The sequence below is a fragment of the Coprococcus sp. RTP21428st1_C9_RTP21428_210409 genome (assembly GCF_040227395.1).
GTDB classification, from domain to species: Bacteria; Bacillota; Clostridia; order Lachnospirales; family Lachnospiraceae; genus Coprococcus; species Coprococcus aceti.
On record NZ_JBEHVV010000032.1, the window covers coordinates 12,338 to 32,064 of the forward strand.

The following is a 19,727-nucleotide window of genomic DNA, read 5'->3' on the forward strand; positions in this document are numbered from 1 at the left end:
CGTACTGGCTGACCACATCCGAGAGTGAACCGACGGCTCTCTCACCTATGATCCTCGCTGTGCTTGTATCCATCAGCGCAATGTCATTTATCTGCCTGCTCTCCGGGATATCTGTCTGGAAATCTCCATCCTCTATATTGATGAGACTTGCATACTTTGATGCACAAAACAGTTTGGATGACGCCGCCACCATAATGAGTCCGACCGCTATCATTATTACTACTATCCATGCTGCCGGTTTCGTTGCTTTCGTTGCGACACTTCTGGTATCATTACTCTCCACCGTGAAATCAAGCGTACAAAAGCCAACAAGCGCAACTGAAATGACCATCCATACCCAGAAACTTGTACTCTGTATATTGATCGCCGGTGTTGCCGCATAATAGTATATAAGCTCTCCCACAACAAGCACTGCAAATGCTATCGCATTCCATTTGCCGAGCCTTCCTGGGGGCTTTGCAAATATCTCCTTTGCTGCTCCTGTGCTTTTCTTTTTCTTTGTCTGTTTACCCATGTTGCCCTTCTTTCCAGCTTACCACGATCTGATTTTTCGCTGCATATACTTACCGGATCGTGTCTGCCATTAATCTATCTACTCCATATGTCTGCCCCATATATTATCATCTATTCCGATAAAAATATATATCTATCCGGTATATGTTATGCCTCGTATCGTTCTGCCAGTGAACGATTGTATATATGTGCTCTCCTGTGCTTTTTGTTATCCTTTTGCCTTCTCTATCCACTTCACAGCCTTCGCCAGCCTCTTCCCGGAATCGGCAAAATGCCCACCTGGATTTATCTCATATATCACATCGTTGTCCTTCTTCAGCAGGTCGCAAATCTCCTTTGTCCGATCCGCAACAGTTGACATCAGCCTGTCGGATGTCCGCGATTCCTTGCCGCCGAGGCTGATGTATATACGTTTATTCGCAAGTGTTGGCTGGCTGTTTACATATTCAGTGAATCCCGGATACCACATTGAGCCCGAACACGTGGCACATCCGGCAAATATATCCGTCTGATACATTGCCCAAAGTGCAAAAAGCCCGGCAAGCGAGTATCCCATGATATAAAGAGGTCTGTTCGCCTGGCTTTGAATATCCAACTGCGGTACGACCTGCTGCTCTATATAATCCAGTGTCCGTCCTGCCTCTCCGGCAAATGATCCATCGACCTCATCCGATCTCCACGGTGAGAGATCCCTGTTCCAGTCATCTATCTGTATCGCAACAAGTGTAAACTGTTCTTCTCCCACCAGTTCTCTGATAGAATCCGCTGTGTGCTCCAGTTCATCTCCCCTGTGTGGGTACATGACCCAGAGGATGATCGGACCATTTTCCGAAGATATAAGTGTGTGTACCTGCATGTTTTTCATCTCCTATAGTGTGTCGGCTATCTTCTGGACTTCCTCCACTGATATGTTCAGTTTCTTCGCTATCTCTTCTATAGGAACCTTCACATCCAAATATGCCCTCACTGCACCCTTTAATTCTCCTCGCGCCTCGCCTATAGATATTCCTCTCTCTTCTCCTCTGGCTTCCGCCCTATCAAGTACTTCACACATATTTTTTAAACCTCCTTTATTTCCGTTAGCCTGCGACTGTTCAAATCTTTCGTCCTGCGTCAATACGCTCATGAGCTTTAACACCTCGTCAACAATTGTTTTTCCACCGAACAACAATACATTTACTATATCTGCAAATACATCATTATAATCTGCCAGTATCTTTTCTGTTATATCCTTTTCTCCCATACAAACCTTCCTCCTCTTGTTTCTATGAAAAGTAAAGAAACCAATAGAGGATAGTTGCATGAATTTATAGCCATATTTTTTATAATTATACTATAGCAAAACCTGAGCGGCAACACACCTCTACCGTCTCCATATTAATTTGAATTATTTTGTGATAATCGCAGTGAAGTACTGCAAAGATCAATTTCGGAATTACACATAACATGATAAACGAAATATAACACGCTGATTTTAGAAATACAATTAAATAACTATAAACTATTCAAAAGTATTGAACTCGTATTTTCATACCATTTCAAATGAACGTTTATTGGAACTGCAAAAATCAGCTACACAAAAATAAAATTTAACAAGATATAAGGATCATCTGTGGGTAATCAACTTGCTCACGGATGATTTTTATTTATACGGCGGTTTTTCATAGTTGACTTATTGCGGAATCTGTATTATATATTATAATACAGATAATACAAGAAGGAGGGCCACCACATGATCATAGAGCTTGACATGAGCAGTGACACACCCATATACGTACAGCTGCGCAATCAGATAGTAAAGGGAATCGGCAAAGGCGAGATACAGCCAGGCGAAAAGCTTCCCACTGTAAGACAGCTTGCGGCGGATGCCGGCGTGAACACAATGACTGTGAATAAGACATACCAGATACTAAAAAATGAGGGATATATCAGAACTGACAGAAGGCTTGGAGCATTTGTATCAGAAAATATCAATATGGACGCCGAGTTCCGTGACAAGCTGGAGTCAGAGTTGGAACTTCTGTCCGCCGAGGCAAGCATAACCGGAATGAACCGGGATGATTTCCTCAAGTTGTGCGATGAAGTATATTCCAAAATGAAGTCTTCTCCAATCCAAATATCCACTTAAATTACTAGAAAGGAGCAACATATGAGCATAGCATTATTTATCATATTCCTGTTTATGAACTTCTTCATACTGCTCATAATGAAGTTCGTATATACAAGTAATTATTCGTATACCGAAGGAATGCTCCTGGGTGTCCACATTCCAAAGGAACACATTGAAGACGAAACCGTCCTGAATATTGTTGCTGCAGCCAAACGTAAGATGAACCGGATTATCTGGATAAATCTCATACTTGGAACAGCCCTGTGCTTTGTCGTGTTCTGGGAGATCATTATATTCATACTGGCATACACTGTCTGGATGATCGCATTCTGTTTCTGGATAACATATGCAAACAACTCCGCGCACAGGAAAATGTATGCCCTAAAGATGAAAAATGACTGGGTGGTCCCTGATCAAAGAAGAAAACGTTACATTGATACAAATGTGTCAACCCAGATCGGCAAAAGTGAGATCAGTTTCAATTATCATGGAATAATAATCCTTGTAGAACTCATTTGCCTAGTGCCATTTGCGATAGGGAAAAGTGCGGTCATATCAACCACAATGATAATAATGGGACTCTGCTCCGTCCTGATGTCACTTACATCCATGATATTCCACATATATGTAAACCGGCACGAGCGAACTGTGTACAGCTCGGATACCCAGCTCAACCAGACCGTCAACAGAACCATGAAGATATACAAGGGACTTGCAATGCTGATTCTTTCGGCAACAAATGCTGTCGCATGGGTATATATCACTATTGACACCCTGATTCATTGCATATCATCAGCCAGTAAGTCCCGGCAAATTTCGCTTTCTGATATCCTGAATTTCAAGGGTGCGCTTGTCGATGTCTCGCTGTGCAGCTCCGCACTCTATGTCTATATATTTATCCAGACTCTCGCAGCCATCGGATTGTTTACGCCTCTACTCATGGCTCAGAGCAGAAAACGTGAACTCTTGGCAGCCGACACCCAGCCTCTCTACGTGGATGACGACGAATACTGGAAAACCGGATATTACTACAATCCTTCCGACCCGCATGTGCTGGTTCAGAACAGATTGCAAAGTGGAAATTATACATTTAACTATGCCACCAGGAGCGCAAAGATTTTTACAGGACTTACATATATCCTTATCACCGCCTGCATTGTCTGGACGATAGGCGTGCTTGTGCCATTCATAAACGTGCATATTGACACTCATCTTGACTCCAACAAACTCACAGTGTCTGCTGCCATATACTCATCGGAGATATATTTTGATGACATCGAGGAGGTTCAGCTTCTGAATGAACTGCCAGACGACGATTTTGTTCGCACAAACGGAGGTGCCACCGATGAATACCTGATCGGTCATTTCAAGAGCAGCACCTACGGCAAATGTGAGCTGTATGTATACGCAGACAGTTATCCCATCATCATGATAAAGACAAGGGATGAAGTGATATTTATGAACACCAAGGATTCTGATGATACTTATTCTATCTTCGAATCCATACATTCATGAGATAACGCCAAAACAGGCACAATAGATACGTATGCTATCATTTTCTTAAGAAATGCTCCCTGTTCGGATACTCCTGCCTGAACGCCGCCAGTGCGGCACTCTGAAGTATGGCAAATTCCTTGTCCATGTGCAGCATGTGCGGCGCGTCAAATGCTATGGAGCTTATCTGATCTGCGATCTTCTTCGCCACGCCCTCATCCGAGAGCTGCCCCATACCAAATGCTATGGATGTGAAACCTCTGCCGCCTCTGCTCACCTCGATGAACTTGAGAAACGCATTCTTGAGTTCATATAGCAATATCTCCTGTTCCTCGACACTTCTTCTGTCTGCGTCGAACAGGCAGAGCTTGCTTATAATCTCCACAGCCTGTTTCTTTTTCTGACCTCCGATGTCAACAGAACCGCCCTCCGATATGTATTTGAGCTCCATAAGGCAGCCCACAAATGCATCATTCTTCGGCTTTCTCTTGCCATATCTCGCCGTCCACAATCTCTGACGGAAGACAGTAGACGAACCGGCGCTGTCACCATCCATATCCGTGCTGTTATTTTCCAGCAGTTCAAGTCTCTTATCTGCATCCGTCTCTTTGTAAAATTCTTCTATCCAGCTATTTTCCATATGCATCCTTCCCGAATATATAATTGGATCTGTATCTTTACATTAATTCTTGATAATTTTTCCAGACAGATCTTCGCCAATTATATATGCTTTTAATTCACGATTGTTTACTCATGTATCAGTTGGTTACCTTTATCTGAGCAGGAAATCATCCACGCTGTCAACATCGACCTTCCAGTAAGGCGACACGTAATATTTGCCCTCGTCAAGATTATGACCATCAAGGCTGTTTCCCTTGAAGAGATCAACTGCCAACCGCGCTATCTCTCCCGCCTGGGCCTCCTTGTCATTGTAAACTGTTCCCTGCATGTTTCCCTGCTTTATCGCCTGGAGAGCATCATCAAGTCCGTCTATTCCAAAGATCACAGGCCATTTGTCCCGGCTTATACTTGAGTTATCGTACGCCTCAACTGCGCCCAGTGCCATCTCATCATTGTTGGATATGACAAGCTCTATCTGACTGCCATACTGACTTATAAGCTGAGTCATTCTGTTCTCCGCCTGACCTCTGTTCCAGTCTGCAAACTGATAACTGAGCTTCTCAAGATCCACTCCCTTATCCATGATGGTCTTCACCGAACAGTCGGTTCTGCTTATGGCATCCTGATGTCCGGCCTCCCCCTCCAGAAGAACATACTGTATCTTGCCATCACCGTTGCGATCCACTTCGCTGTGCTTCTTTATATAATTTGCCGCAATCTCCCCCTGCATATCACCGGATTCTTTTGCGTCACAGCCAACATAGTAGAGCTTTTCCCACTGCATCAGGTCATCACGCACCGGCTCTCTGTTGAAAAAGATCACTGGTATATCACTCTGCCTTGCTGACTTGATAATATTTGCCGGTGCGGTTCTGTCTACAAGATTTACACACAGCACATCGCAGCCTGCATCTATCATCTCATCAACTATCTCATCCTGCTCACGCTGATCATTATCACCACTTCTCACCGATACTATCACATTCATGTTTGTGGTCTCCATAGTCTTAAGCTGAGATTTCACCTTTTCAATCATGGCATTTATGAATGGATCATCTGCTGTATAAGTGACCACCCCGACTCTCATGGTTTTGTTTGATTTTTTATTGCTGCTGCCGCAGCCCATAAGCGAGACTATCATCGCAGCTGCCAGCAAAAGCACATATATTTTTCTTCGTTTCTGTCTACTCATATGAATATAAAAACCTCTCTACATCATCGGAGAACAAATCGTCACTGTATATTATCTTTATGCCCTCCTCCCGACTCTTCATCGTATACAATCTGCTATTCAGACCCTTTACTACCTCTGTCACACTGGCATAGCCAACACCGTATCCATCCGGAATAACAAGGCACTTTATCTTGCCCGCATCAAGCAGCGCCACAGATTTTACGCTGGTCCCCATTCCATATATCTGGGCGCCATTGTACATACCGTTATCCGCATTCTCTCCTATCTCATCAATCGCATATGTGTCCATCACAACCATGTAGTCCACCTTTCCCAGAATATCCACAATGTCACATATGTTCTGATTGCCACATCGGCTGTACACCCAGCTCACCTCGCATCCGGTTTCTTCTATCGCATCCATAAGTCCTGCTTTTCCGCTCACACTTCCCTCTGTCTGGGAATATCCGGTTATAATGCCTATGCTTTTGCCACGGAGTCCGTCCGCATCATTTGCCCTGATCTGTTCTCCAAGGGTATATCCTATCTTGTAGTTATCAGGTTTTATCGTGACAAATCCCGAGGCGCCATCTTCACTGTATGCATCCTGGGTTATAAGTACAAATGGTACATCGCCAAGCTGTCCCAGCATATCCGATGTATCCTCGCCCGGTGCAGGACAAATTATGAATGCATCTACATCATTTTCAAGCTGTTCATCTATGAGCTCCTTCTCATCCTGGGCTGACTCGATATCATCGGTGTTGCATATGATAAGATGGACATCATTGACATTTGCTGATTGTTTTAGTCCATTTATAAGTCCATCCCACCTCTTATCACCGGAATTTGAAAGTATGACCGCTACTCTTTTCTGAGGCACATTTTCCCGGAATATCTGATGTATAAAGAATCCGGCTATAACCACCAGAAACAGCTCCGCGATCAGGAATGTTATCTTACTCTTCTTCATCTGTCGCCATCCCCCTTCCAAAATCCTGCCTCTCAAGTCTCTCTCTGTTCTCCTCCGTGTAAGGAATGGCTGGAATGTGAATGACAACCTTTGTTCCCTCGTCCGGCTCACTGTAAACCTTTAATCCATATTCGCTGCCAAACATCAGCTTTATCCTGGAGTGAACATTGATAACACCCACTCCGGAGCCATGCTTTGGCACCTTATTGTTGTCCACAAGGATGTTCCGGGCAACATCCTCCGACATACCCATGCCATTATCCTCAACTGAAATGTATATGTCGTCGCCCTTCTTCTCACCGCGGACAGTTATCTTGCCGCCATCGTCCTCATCCATGTTGCCCACACCATAGTATATTGCATTTTCCAGGATCGGCTGCACGATAAGTTTAACTGTACAATAGTCATTTATCTCTTCGTCTATGATAAATTCTGTAGCAAATCTTTCTTTATATCTTACCTTCTGTATGTTCATGTAACTCGTGCTGTGCCGGATCTCGTCCGCTATCCTTATGACAGTCCTGCCCTTTGACAGACTTATCCTCAGCAGCTTTGCAAGCTCAGATATCATAAATACTGCATCTGTATTTCTGTTCGCCTCCACCATCCATGTTATGGACTCCAGTGTATTATACAGGAAATGCGGATTGATCTGACTCTGGAGCGCATCCATCTCACTCTTTCTCCGCTCATTCTGCTGTCTGATTATCTCCTGCATCAGAATCTCTATCTGCTCATAGGATTTCTTGACCGAATATCCCAGATGTCTTATCTCGGAAGATCCTCCAATATATATATCCGTGGTTCCACCTGTCTCATATGACTTTACTGATTCATTCAGCTTAAGTATAGGCTTTGAGATTTTCTTTGTTATGATCCTGTTCACCCACAAGAGCATCATAAGCAATATCACAACCGTAGTTATGATGTAATATCTGTACTGATTGATGCTGGCAGTCTGAACACTTTCCGGGACAACTCCTATGATCTTCCATCCAGTGTAGGCTATACTGCTGACAACAACATTTTCTTTGCCACCCGTCATCTTGATCTCATATGTACCGTCATCGTATACCGCTGCCTCTGCACTTTCCTCTGTGAAAAAGCCTCTGTCTATCTCTGCTCTTCGCGGATGATATATGATATCTCCGTCACGGTTGCACAGATAATAATAAGTCTCACTTGAAGAATCATTGATCCTTGAAAGAGCCTCCTCGATCACGGAATACTTCATATCTATCAGAAGCACACCGTTTACCGGCTTATCTCCATCATTGATATCAACAGAACGGCTGAGGGATATGACCCAATAATACCTGTTGGCGCCATCTTGAAACAGATCTTGTATATGAGGTGTAGAAAAGTGCATATTCTCTATATCTTCAGATGCATTCTTGTACCATTCCTGTTCCTCGACATTAACCTTATCCTTCTGCACTGCAACCGGCTCCGCAGCAACAAGCTTCCCGGAATTGTCGTACAACGCCATACTCTGCACTTTGTCAACATTCACCTCATATAAAAGGCTGAACTGTCTGCTGAACTCCTGACTGGAGATGTCATATTCCTGGATAATGTTATAATTCACTCCATTAGATATCTGTCTGATGCCTGCCAGGTCTGTATCCACTTTATCCACAGTACTCTCTATCATACTTTCTGCATTTGACACTGCAGTCTGCTTTATCGCAAGCTTGAATCTATTGTAAATAAGAAACCCCATAACAACAGTTGTGGTTATCGTCAGTCCTGTGAGCACCGCCATGATTATTGACTGTATGTCAAATCCTATAAATCTGCCATGATGAAACCAGCCTCGCAGCCTCGTGCGCAGAGAATATTTATTTTTCTGCTTTTTGCCCTGAGCACCCTTCTTTTTCTCTCTGATCTTCAAAACAATTCTACTCCCATTATTTTTTCTCTGCTCTACTTATTCCCCGTATGTTCAGTTCTGTACTTTGATGGCGACATTCCAAATCTCTTCTTGAACACATAGCTGAAGTAATTTGCATCCTGATATCCCACCTGCTCTGCTATCTTATAGCTTTTCTCATTTGTCTCAAGTATGAGATTGGCTGCGTGATCCATCCTGTAATCCGTCAGATACGAGATAAATGACTTGCCTGTCTCCTTCTTGAACACCGATGAAAAATACGAATTGGACACACCAAGCTCTGAGCACACCGTATCCAGCGACAGATCAGGCTCCATATACCTGCCAACTATCATATTCTGGGCATCCGTTACCATTCTTCTGGATGTGTTATTTCTGGCATTTTTCAATTCCTCGCTGATCGCCATAGATGTGTCTATGAGCCATGCTGTGAGTGTGACTTCATCCATCTCCGGAACCTTCTCATATGGGTTACTGATTCCACCTGAAAAATTGTCAAAATCTATAAAATTATTTGCGCAGAATCTGTAGAATGTTCCTACCATCTCCACGAGTGTCAGCTTGTACCTGTTCATGGTCTGTGCAGATCTGTGCAGCTTCTCTATCTCATCATGTACTGCGCCCTCAATGGCATCTCTTTTGCCAAGATATATTGACTTGATAAGCTCATGCATATTTGCATCTTCATACTGTACTGCTGCCTTCTGCTCCTTCGGTGCGATCTCAGCAATGTTTATAGCCCTCTGGGTTCCGTATAAAACCCTGTATGACACAGCTTCCCTGGCACCCTCATACGAATTGTTGATATTCAGAAGACTGTCGCACACTCTGCCAATCCCGGCAGTAACCACTGCGCCCATGACTCGGTAAGCCCATCTGCAGAATCTGTCACAGGCATCCGTCAGCTCCGCCATGGCATCCTCTGAGGCTATCTCGATGATGAGCACTGTGTTGCCCAAGTATGTAAATACCTGGCATGTCCATGTATCAGCAATTCTGTCCTTGATCTGCTGTTCCACCGACATTGACAACAGAAGTGGGTTCATTCCATCTGGAACGTGATGCTCCGATGTATGAAAAACCGCGCAGCAATAAAATGGTCCCTTCATATCTATCTGGTATGCTGCAAGGAATTTCTCATAATCCGACTCGCTCACTCTGCCCTCTATCAGGGATACAAACAGATTTGTCTGAAGAACAGGCAGAGATGCATTGAAATAATTTGCAAGCTTTTCCACATTCAGCTTTTCCTCCCTCTCCTTGTCCAGAGAGTTCTTGACCCTCTTCAGGCAGTCTGAAAGTTCTAAGGCATTTATAGGCTTGAGCATGTACTCCTCTATCTCAAGGTGCACTGCCTCCTTGGCATACTCAAACTCATCAAATCCTGTGAATATGATGATGTGTATATTCTGATAATCATTGTTAAGTCTCCTGGACAGTTCGAGGCCGTCCATGTATGGCATCTTGATGTCCGTTATGACCACATCCGGCTGCAGCTTCTCCACCAGTTCAAGAGCCTTAACACCGTTGTTGGCACTGCCCACAACATCAAATCCGAGCATATCCCAGTGGATCTTTCTCTCTATAACATCTATAACCTCTTCCTCGTCATCGACAAGGATAACCTTGTATTTATCCATATAACAGAAATCCTTTCTATATATCAAATGCCACCCAGTTCACCGGTCTTTTCCAGCAGTGTAATTATATCAAATACCGCAGAGAATATCTGTACTTTTATTATTATTTCTTCATCTATACCGTCAAGAAATTTTCCTCACCTGTCCGTGACTCGAAACCTTGCCTGTTTCCAGCTTAGGATCCAGCTTGTTTCCGGCTGAACATCTTGCCCTCCCGTAATCTGGAATATTTTCCCTATCTCCAACAAAATAGCTGCTGTAGGATAAAATTGTAACTCCCCCCCACATATAACCCTTGCAGAAAAATAGAGCGAAGGAAGCGGCTGCGTGATTAGGTGGCATGCATAAAAAAGTGGCATAGATGCAGGAAGGCGTCCGCCAATCCACATGCCTTGCGTCATGCGTGCACTTCGTGCACTTCACAAGGAATCCTCCCGCTTATGCGGGCCCCTCCTTATGAAAAAAACCGCTCAATCCATCCTGTAGACGATCCGAGCGGCTTTTTATATAAAGGTTTTGTGAGAGTTAAATTTGTTGTTCCTTACTTCTTCTGTACATACTTGAGACAGTCAAGAGTTACAGCGGCAAGGATGATGATACCTTCGAATATGAACTGAAGGTTTGTATCAATACCAAGAATGGTAAGTGAGTAGGTAAGTGATGTGAAGATAAGAACACCAGTTACAACACCGGAGATCTTACCGATACCACCTGTGAATGAAACACCACCAACAACGCAGGCTGCTATGGCGTCCATATCCCAGCCCTGTCCATAAGCTGCACTACCTGAACCAACCATTCTGTTACACTCAAGCCATGATCCGAATCCGTAAAGGATACCGGCAAGGATGAATGCGCCAAGTGTTACCTTGAAAACTGATATACCTGAAACTGCTGCTGCCTCTGGGTTTCCACCTACAGCGTACAGATTCTTACCAAATGTAGTCTTGTTCCAGATGAACCATACTACTACGATTGCAACTACTGCCCAAATGATAATAGTTGGGAAGTTTCCTATTGTTGGGATGAACATATTTGGTATTGCTGAATCAATAGCACCAAATGAAACACCCTTTGTCGCATATGTTACAAGTCCGAAGATGATCAGCATGTTCGCCATTGTTGAAATGAACGGATGCATCTTGTACTTCGCCATGAAGAAACCTGCAATACTTGAAAATACTGTTGTGAGGATAATACATGCAACAAGTGCAAATAATGCTTTTCCTACAACCGGCATACTTGAGAAATCAAATATGTGTCCAAACACACCACCTGTATTTGCACCATTGTGCATGATAATGGTAGCTGTAACCATACCCATACCAACCATACGTCCAATCGAAAGATCGGTACCGGTCAGGAGGATAAGTCCCGCAACGCCGAGTGCCAGGAACATTCTAGGTGATGCCTGCTGAAGTATGTTCAGTATATTGGTAACTGTGAGGAGCTGTGTGTTCTTCACAATTGGAGTTATGATACAAAGTGCAATGAATATCAACACGATTACTATATACAGACCGTTCTTGTAAAGGAACTGTGTTGTGTTGAATGTGTACTTGTAATTCTCAAATTTCTGTGCTCTGCTCTGCATGAATGTATACTTGGACATTCTAAGGAGATCTATCAGATGATACTTGTGTGAAAATGCATCATGCTTTCTGTCCTTAATCTCCTGAAGTCTTGACTCATGTGTCATCTGTGCATCAAAGAGCTTGTTCTTGTATACATATTTCTCGTCCTTGATCTCTTCCGGATCAGAGAGTTTTGCAAGTGTCTGTTCATGCTCTGTCTTGAGTGTTGCCTTTACTCTCTCATAGGACTCATTTTCTGCTGCCTTCTCAGTCTCGCAGCTTGCCACTACTTTGCTGTAGTACTCGCTGTCATAATGCTCCTTAAGGTATCCCTCTGCGTCAGCGATAAGCTTTGCAACCTTATCCTTATTGGCTGCCTCAACTGCCTTTGCCTTCTCCAGGGCTGCCTTATCCTTTGCGATTATGCTATCCTTTTCTTCCTTTGATAAATTCTTATCTTCCTTTGCGATAGCTATATGGTTCTTCAAACTACGAACCTTGTCAGATCCATCAACTCGAAGTTCATCGATCTGAGCCTGTATCTTTCCAACATATTCATCAATCGGCTTGAGGAGTTTTTCCTCTGCATCAGCCGAAAGGATCATATTTTTATCTGCCATATCCATGCTCCTCTCTATTACAAATATTTAGCACTAAGTCTTAACAATTCTTCCTGATTAGTCTCCTTGGTATTTACAATTCCGGCAAGGTGTCCATTTGACATAACACCTATACGGTTTGTGATACCCAGGATCTCCGGCATCTCAGAGGAGACAACTATGATAGTCTTGCCCTGCTTTGCCATGTTGATTATAAGTTCATATATTTCATACTTGGCTCCTACATCGATACCTCTTGTAGGATCATCCATCATGAATACATTTGGTGAACGCTCAAGCCATTTTCCGAAGATAACCTTCTGCTGATTACCACCGGACAGGTTGGCGATCATATCGTCAGGTCCCATACACTTGGTGTGCATGACCTTGATCTCCTCAGCTGTGGCACGAACCATGCTGTCATGTGACAGTGCCACGCCGCTCTTGTAGTGGTTCATATTTGCAATGGTGGTATTGAAGGTGATATCTGCCTTGAGGAAGAGACCATTTGCCTTTCTCTCCTCAGTGATGAGGGCAAATCCGTGATCCATAGCATCCTTTGGACCGGTGAAGTTCATGATCTTGCCACCATACATTACATTTCCTGCTGCTCTTGTACGAATACCAAATATAGTTTCCAGGAGCTCTGTACGACCTGCGCCAACCAGACCATAGAGACCGAATATCTCACCCTTCTTCACATCAAATGTGATGTTCTGGAGCTTCGGTGCATACTTTGTGGAGAGTCCCTGTACTGAGAGGATCGTCTCACCCGGCGTATTGTCGACCGGTGGGAATCTGTTATCAAGTGAACGACCAACCATGGCTGATATAAGCTCGTTCATGTTGGTGTCCTTGCTGTCCTTTGTCATGACCAGACTACCGTCTCGGAGAACTGATATCTGATCACAGATCTCGAATATCTCATCCATCTTATGTGAGATGTAGATCAGGGAAATTCCCTGCTCCTTGAGCTGTCTCATCATCTTGAAAAGCTTTGCAACCTCAGGTGCTGTCAGTGATGATGTAGGCTCATCAAGTACGATTACCTTGGAATTGTACGAGATAGCCTTTGCGATCTCACACATCTGTCTCTGGGAAACTGACATTCTCTTCATCGGCTGTGTAAGATTGACCGTTATCCCCAGCTTTCTGAACAAGTCTGAAGCTTCCTTCTTCATACGGCCCTCATCGATGACTCCAAGAGAGTTCTTTGGATAACGTCCAAGGAACAGGTTGTCAACAACGCTTCTCTCAAGACACTGATTTAATTCCTGATGAACCATCGCAACTCCATTCTCGAGTGCATCCTTAGGGCCAGAGAAATTTACTTCTTTTCCATCTAATATTATTGTGCCTTCGTCCTTCTGATAGGTTCCGAAGAGACACTTCATCATTGTCGATTTACCGGCACCATTCTCACCCATAAGTCCCATGATCGAACCAGGTTTAACATTCAAATTAATATGGTTAAGGACCTTGTTTCTGCCGAATGATTTGCTCATGCCTTGAATCGATAAGATGTATTTATTCTTATCTTCTGCCATATCTCTACTTCCTTTCATTGAACATCAGCCCATTAATAGTCGCCTTCGGCGAGGGCTGATGCTACATATCAAGTTTTCATAGAAAACTTGATACATGCTCTTAGTAAAAGAAGGGTATCAAATGTTTAGTCTGACACCCCTCTGAGTTAAATCATTTCCTATTGATCAATCATCCAGGTAACTTATATTACTTAGAGAGAATTGATGTGTATGATGCTGCATTGTCTGTCTTAACCATGTTGATTGCAAATGCATCGTACTCGCCTGGGTTACCAAGACGGTTTGTGATGTTAGACTCTGTCTGACCGTCACCACCGATGTAATCTACATTCAGGTTAAGAAGGTCATCGTAGTTCTGAAGAAGTGGCTGGTATGTTGAGCTCAGGAAGTTATCTGAAGCGTTGTAGATGTCAAGCCATACCTTCTTGCTTGGACTCTTGCTTGAGTCAAGCTGCTTTGAAACCTTGTCATAAACCTTTGTTGAATCTGTGAAATCCTGATAGTTGTCTGCTGTTACTGCCACGTTCAGTGCGTAGTATGATCTCTCGTCTGCGCTGTATCTGTAGTCAACACCTTCCTCAAGCTGGTTTCCAGCCTCGTCTGCTGTACCGATACCAGTATCTACATCTACACCATCAAGCGCGTTACGGAGAACTCTCAGTGTCAGGTAAGCCTGAACATCTGCATGCTGTGAAATTGTTCCGCCGTAGCCCTCTGCGATAGCTGCAACTGCATCGCTGTTAGCATCGTATCCAAATGTAGGAACCTTGTTGTCCTTTGCCCAGGCATTGAACATTGACATTCCCATACCATCGTTATTTGAAACAACTACATCGATCTGATCACCAAATGATGCTGTCCATGTTCCTATTGCATTACCAGCTGTAGCTGCATCCCATGTAGCTCCTGCAGAGTTCTTCATCTCCTGTGATGCAAGCTCTCTGATCGTATATGTCTTGCCATCAACATCAAGCTTAGCATCCTGTACTACTGTTGCCTTACCATCTACGTTTGTTCCGGCTGGTGTTGAATCAACTGCTCCGCTTGCATCAACGCCTGTGCCAAGTGCTGAACGAACACCTCTTGTACGTGCGATTGAATCATTGTGTCCGATATCACCGATTGCAAGTACATATCCGATGACTCCATCACCGTTACGATCGATCGTTGCTGCATTTGCCTTGATGTAATCAAGAACCATCTGGCCCTGGAGCTCAGCACCCTGATTAGCATCAAATCCTACATAATATGTGTCCTTGTTGTAGCTAAGAGCGTCCTTGTCAAGCTCTCCTGTTGAACTGTTAGATGGCTGACGGTTGAACCAGCAAAGTGGCTTGTCCTTGTTGGCTACTCCACTGCTTGAGCTTCCGCCACTTGAGCTTCCGCCTGATCCACATCCTACCATTGATAAAGCAAGTGTTGCAGCTGCTGCTACAGCTAAAATTCTTCTTTTTCTCATATTACATTCCCTCCTGTTCTTTGAACATCAGCCCATTTGTAATTGCCTTCGGCAAGGGCTGATGCTGCATGTTAAGTTTTCTGAAACTTAACACATCCTTTGGCTTTGTGTGTTTTATTTTTTCGTCTTGCCTCATTGACTGTACTCATTATAAGTTGATACGGGATTTGAAAGAATAGAATATTTTTGGATTAATTAGCAAAATTTTGTGATTTATTGATTTTTTTATAGATATTTTTACCAATTCACACTGGTTAATAGTTATATGTCAAGTGTATTTTTCGCTTAACACGGGTAAAATTGCATATTGAGTTGGGCAGTTTTGACTCATTCTCGGCATTTTAGTGGAATCTTCTATAACGGCTTGTTTTTATCTTTTTGTTGTTGTTTCGTAGGTTTGTGCATAAAATTATCTCCTTTTTGCTAGAGCGTGGGTTCGACTCACCCACGCTCTTTTTCAGGCTTACATATTCACATTCAAGTAATTTCCACAATAAGGACATTTGCTGGAATATCCAGTCGCTGCACGGAAACTCGAACCACAATTCGGGCATCTGACCGCCACAAGTCTCAGCTTATCCGGCGCCACCGGCTTGTCGTCCATGAGCTCTTCCTCACCTGGAAGCCTCTCATCCCTTACTGAATCCGGATCATAGCCGTATTTGCCGTTCTACTCAAATATATCTATCGTCAGACCTATCGGGTACATGCCGGCACCCCTTGTGAATCCCGTTGGTATTATAGCCTCCCGCTCAACATGGTAGCTGTCAAAATAATGCACGATTGTGTCCATCATATATGTATTGTTCACCCTGACAGAAGTATTCTCCGTGTATCCATATATCTTTGCAGGATACCTCACGCCCTTTTTCACTATCATCTTCTTGTTGTGAACCAATATCGCCACCACTATGTCCATTCCCCCACCGATCAGTAAGAAACTTCCCGGAAGGCTCAGCATAGCCAGGGGGAATTTGCCAGGCTCCGCCACAATTGCAAATATAATTCCCACGAAAACACCGACAGCAAGGAATATACTGCCAACCAAAACCACTATCTTATGAGCTGCATTCATCTTATTTCTCCTTTTCCCCAATATCTGCAAAAACCACCGATTCTCTGCTCATACAATGTCTACATCACCATCTGCCAGATTATGTACAATACAAGCAAGTGTCCCGGATAAAATGCATAACAGAAGTATTTAAACCACTTCTTATGGTATCCCAGTTTTCCATTGTATAGCCATATCACCGGCAATGCGATGAGCGCAAACGCCTGCTGCGGGAATTCAAAGCTATGTCCCGCTATACTAAATGTATAACAATATCCACTAAGCAGCTGTGCATTGATATAATACATACACACGAGCTGTGCTATCAATTTCCATGGTTCCTTGCCCCGGAACAGATAGAACATTATAACCATGACAACTCCCGCTCCATAGAAATCAACCATGGTGATCGTTCCTATCACATATCCCACAAGAGTCACAACAATCGCAACCGGGATCCACAGCCATACCTTGCCCGTTTTCCTTACCTTGTCTATCAATGCTATCAGCAGTAATCCTATGAGAAATGTCCAAAGTACATTCTGATGAAACAGATACAGGACACTGTCTCCGGACACAAGATCAAATGGAACTTCAGATATCACCGCAAATATCAGCATTCTGCACAGATATCTGCGGAAATTACTGGTATGGTAAAATCCCTCAACTATCATGAACGCAAATATCGGAAATGCTATTCTTCCTATGCACGTAAGTATATCCACATACGGAAACAACGTTGCCCACATGTGATCACTGAGCATGCATGCCATCGCAATGATATGCAGCATACAGGAGCTGAATACTCCTGCCTTTATATTCCAGGACTGTTTCCCCGGATCAATCATTTTACCATTCTGTATATCCGTCATATTGGTTCCTCCTTTTTATATGACTTCGTCATATTGGTTCCTTCTCTTTATAATGTGCCGCCAACTCCTTCGCCCTTGTTAAATCCAAAGATGGCGCAGCATATCAGATCTATGATAAACAATACCGACAATGTGATACATATAATGTTCTGCACTTTTTTGCTCTTGGAATTCAGAAATTCACTGAGCTTCGGTGCCGCTATATACACTCCAAACAGACTTCCCATGCCAAACGCAAGGAGTCCCACCAGACATATTCTTCCATTTACATTAAGGAACTCATTCTTGTAGTCCCAATACTGTGAGTTAAAGAAGAAATCCAGTGCCCAGCTTGCTATGAATTCTATGATTCCACATACCACCATCGCCATAGCAAACAGCTTTGCCTTATCTGCCTTGAAGCGGTCAAGCAGGAATATTATAGCAACGCCGCCAACCCCATACACAGGCAGCCACGGTCCATACATGGTCCCGCGGTTTACGAGAACATGATCCATAACTATATAGAGCAAGACCTCCCAAAGCCATCCTATAAAACAGAACACGAAGAAGAAGAAAATGAAGTCCCTGAGACTGTATTCACTCTTCACCTTCATTCCCTCAGGCACCTCGACCGCGACATCCTGGAGAATATAGGCCGGTTTAGTCCATACCTCAGCAACTCCCGCGTCTCCTGCCGACTGATAAGCAGCCTCGATAGCTTTTTTGTTATATGGTGCAGCATTGAATGCTTCCTCGACAAAATTTTCCACACCTATATTCTGTCTGAACCAGAAGTACATCTCCACATCAAGCTCCATCTGAAACGGTAATGCTACCAGAAGTCCTGCAACCGGTATAGCCTTGATCATCCACACGTGGATGCATGACAGATCCGTCAGGAACATTTTCCACTTATAGCCTCTCGTCATCTCCCTTGACATGTTCTTCGCATCTCTCCACTTGAGTCTTGGATTCTCCGCCAGGAGATATGGAACCATCCTATACTGATAATACTTGTACACACCACCAATTATCGTGAACCACCAGAGTGTCATAACAACATTGTAACAGAACATGACCCACATAAGTCTGAGTAAATAATGTCTGTGGAAAGGTGCAAACATTCGGTTGACGGACACCTTGTCACTGTATCTGCACTCCATGGCATAACGGCATTTGCCCACTATCGCCGCACTCTGTATAAAGAAATGGACAACAGCCATGATAAGAGCAGATATCAGCAGCATAACTATGACCTCGCCGGGATTTCTCTCCACATATGCCGTGTTGGCGCCTAAAAGCTTGATGATCCAGGTCTGCTTCGCCGTCACCGAGTCTATCACACGGGCTACTGTCTCGGCTTTTTTCTCCGACATATGCTCAATCATCGGCATATTCTTTACATACTCCTTGAGTATGGTCACATTGTCAGCCTCATGCTCGGTCTCCTGTCCAAGCACCTGATCTATTCCCTTCACGAATTTTGTCTGGGAAGAATCATCTACCCCAAGATAAGAGAAAATGAAACACACAGCGACCATGGCCATCCAAGCCATAAGTCCCCGCTTAAATACCGTGTTCCACGCTCCCTTTCTAAGCTGTTTCCTGTTCCAAGTCATTATAATACATTCTCCCTTATAGAATTTTAAATGTTATCATCTTACGTCTATATCCCGCATTTTTAATGTCACATCACTCAGGCAAACTGTGAAACTCATAACCTGAATCCCCCTAGATGAAGTCGAAGGTCGCCTGCTCATAGGAAAGTTCCTGATATTCCAGTTCTTCCTGATCCGTCTTACTGGTGTAGTCCACCACTACCGTCTGCTGCTTTCCGCCCACCATCTGCTGTCCCAGGATATAGTTCACATCAAAGCGTCCTGTGATGGCCGGGGTCGCGCCACGGGCAGGTACGATGAGCTGCACATGGTTGGCTGCCAGCATGGCAAATATAGGCTCCCATATGTATATATCCTTCGCCGCACCAAACGGGTTGTCAATAAATATTGTTTTAGACTGTACCGATTCCTCCGGTGCCAGGCTGTACATTCCTGCAATATAGTTGATGACAGCAACCAGGAACTGGATGTAGATACCCTGGGACTGTCCTGTACTTCCAACAGCTTCCTCATACCTGAGATACCGGCTCTGCTCCTTTATCCTCTCCCTCTTGTAGAGATTGAGTCTGATGGCATTCATATCTGTGACCATGACACCGAAC

At 43.9% G+C, this 19,727-nt stretch carries 16 protein-coding genes and 2 pseudogenes; 2 read left to right on the plus strand and 16 right to left on the minus strand.

Going from position 1 to position 19,727, the window contains the following annotated elements:
- The 3 genes and pseudogenes from ABUA34_RS07885 to ABUA34_RS07895 all read right to left on the minus strand — a co-directional run.
- A pseudogene (locus tag ABUA34_RS07885) lies at positions 1–514 on the minus strand (hypothetical protein); the annotation flags it as partial.
- Positions 515–721: 207 nt separating this feature from the next.
- Positions 722–1,369 carry an alpha/beta hydrolase-fold protein gene (locus tag ABUA34_RS07890; protein WP_349823122.1) on the minus strand — a complete coding sequence of 216 codons (648 nt, stop codon included), beginning with the start codon at positions 1,367–1,369 and terminating at the stop codon, positions 722–724.
- A 12-nt stretch (positions 1,370–1,381) separates the two neighbouring features.
- Positions 1,382–1,756 (minus strand): hypothetical protein, encoded by a 375-nt coding sequence (locus ABUA34_RS07895; RefSeq protein ID WP_349823123.1) that lies wholly within the window; start codon positions 1,754–1,756, stop codon positions 1,382–1,384.
- Positions 1,757–2,245: 489 nt separating this feature from the next.
- Between ABUA34_RS07895 and ABUA34_RS07900 the strand changes: the two genes are divergently transcribed.
- Complete coding sequence (locus ABUA34_RS07900) at positions 2,246–2,641, plus strand: GntR family transcriptional regulator (protein ID WP_015534387.1); 396 nt, start codon at positions 2,246–2,248, stop codon at positions 2,639–2,641.
- 21 nt (positions 2,642–2,662) lie between these two features.
- Positions 2,663–4,138, plus strand: a complete 1,476-nt coding sequence (locus ABUA34_RS07905) for a PH domain-containing protein (RefSeq protein ID WP_349823124.1) — start codon at positions 2,663–2,665, stop codon at positions 4,136–4,138.
- A 37-nt stretch (positions 4,139–4,175) separates the two neighbouring features.
- On the opposite strand, the gene ABUA34_RS07910 is transcribed toward ABUA34_RS07905, so the two are convergent.
- From ABUA34_RS07910 to ABUA34_RS07970, 13 genes and pseudogenes are all read right to left on the minus strand, one after another.
- The gene (locus ABUA34_RS07910) at positions 4,176–4,757 is read right to left on the minus strand and encodes a DUF6553 family protein (RefSeq protein ID WP_349823125.1); all 582 of its coding nucleotides are present in this window, start codon (positions 4,755–4,757) and stop codon (positions 4,176–4,178) included.
- A gap of 132 nt (positions 4,758–4,889) precedes the next feature.
- Positions 4,890–5,930, minus strand: a complete 1,041-nt coding sequence (locus tag ABUA34_RS07915) for a galactose ABC transporter substrate-binding protein (protein WP_022217418.1) — start codon at positions 5,928–5,930, stop codon at positions 4,890–4,892.
- The gene (locus tag ABUA34_RS07920; RefSeq protein ID WP_022217417.1) at positions 5,923–6,885 is read right to left on the minus strand and encodes a substrate-binding domain-containing protein; all 963 of its coding nucleotides are present in this window, start codon (positions 6,883–6,885) and stop codon (positions 5,923–5,925) included. The genes ABUA34_RS07915 and ABUA34_RS07920 overlap by 8 nt, the downstream gene beginning before the upstream one ends.
- Entirely contained in the window at positions 6,872–8,779 is a 1,908-nt protein-coding gene (locus tag ABUA34_RS07925) for a cache domain-containing sensor histidine kinase (protein WP_349823126.1), read from the minus strand. Before ABUA34_RS07925 ends, ABUA34_RS07920 begins: the two co-directional genes overlap by 14 nt.
- Positions 8,780–8,811: 32 nt before the next feature.
- Positions 8,812–10,419 carry a response regulator gene (locus ABUA34_RS07930; RefSeq protein WP_349823127.1) on the minus strand — a complete coding sequence of 536 codons (1,608 nt, stop codon included), beginning with the start codon at positions 10,417–10,419 and terminating at the stop codon, positions 8,812–8,814.
- A 541-nt stretch (positions 10,420–10,960) separates the two neighbouring features.
- Positions 10,961–12,613: a galactose/methyl galactoside ABC transporter permease MglC gene (locus ABUA34_RS07935; protein ID WP_022217415.1), complete on the minus strand. Its 1,653-nt coding sequence runs from the start codon at positions 12,611–12,613 to the stop codon at positions 10,961–10,963.
- A gap of 17 nt (positions 12,614–12,630) precedes the next feature.
- The gene (locus tag ABUA34_RS07940) at positions 12,631–14,139 is read right to left on the minus strand and encodes a sugar ABC transporter ATP-binding protein (protein WP_015534393.1); all 1,509 of its coding nucleotides are present in this window, start codon (positions 14,137–14,139) and stop codon (positions 12,631–12,633) included.
- Between the two features lie 187 nt (positions 14,140–14,326).
- Positions 14,327–15,598 (minus strand): substrate-binding domain-containing protein, encoded by a 1,272-nt coding sequence (locus tag ABUA34_RS07945; RefSeq protein ID WP_022217414.1) that lies wholly within the window; start codon positions 15,596–15,598, stop codon positions 14,327–14,329.
- A 463-nt stretch (positions 15,599–16,061) separates the two neighbouring features.
- Positions 16,062–16,202 carry a TFIIB-type zinc ribbon-containing protein gene (locus ABUA34_RS07950; RefSeq protein WP_349823128.1) on the minus strand — a complete coding sequence of 47 codons (141 nt, stop codon included), beginning with the start codon at positions 16,200–16,202 and terminating at the stop codon, positions 16,062–16,064.
- Between the two features lie 66 nt (positions 16,203–16,268).
- Entirely contained in the window at positions 16,269–16,673 is a 405-nt protein-coding gene (locus ABUA34_RS07955; protein WP_349823129.1) for a hypothetical protein, read from the minus strand.
- 59 nt (positions 16,674–16,732) lie between these two features.
- A complete protein-coding gene (locus ABUA34_RS07960) occupies positions 16,733–17,524 on the minus strand; it encodes a TraX family protein (RefSeq protein WP_015534397.1) in 792 nt (263 codons plus the stop codon).
- Positions 17,525–17,571: 47 nt separating this feature from the next.
- A complete protein-coding gene (locus ABUA34_RS07965) occupies positions 17,572–19,125 on the minus strand; it encodes a DUF975 family protein (RefSeq protein WP_349823130.1) in 1,554 nt (517 codons plus the stop codon).
- A gap of 112 nt (positions 19,126–19,237) precedes the next feature.
- A pseudogene (locus ABUA34_RS07970) lies at positions 19,238–19,727 on the minus strand (hypothetical protein); the annotation flags it as partial.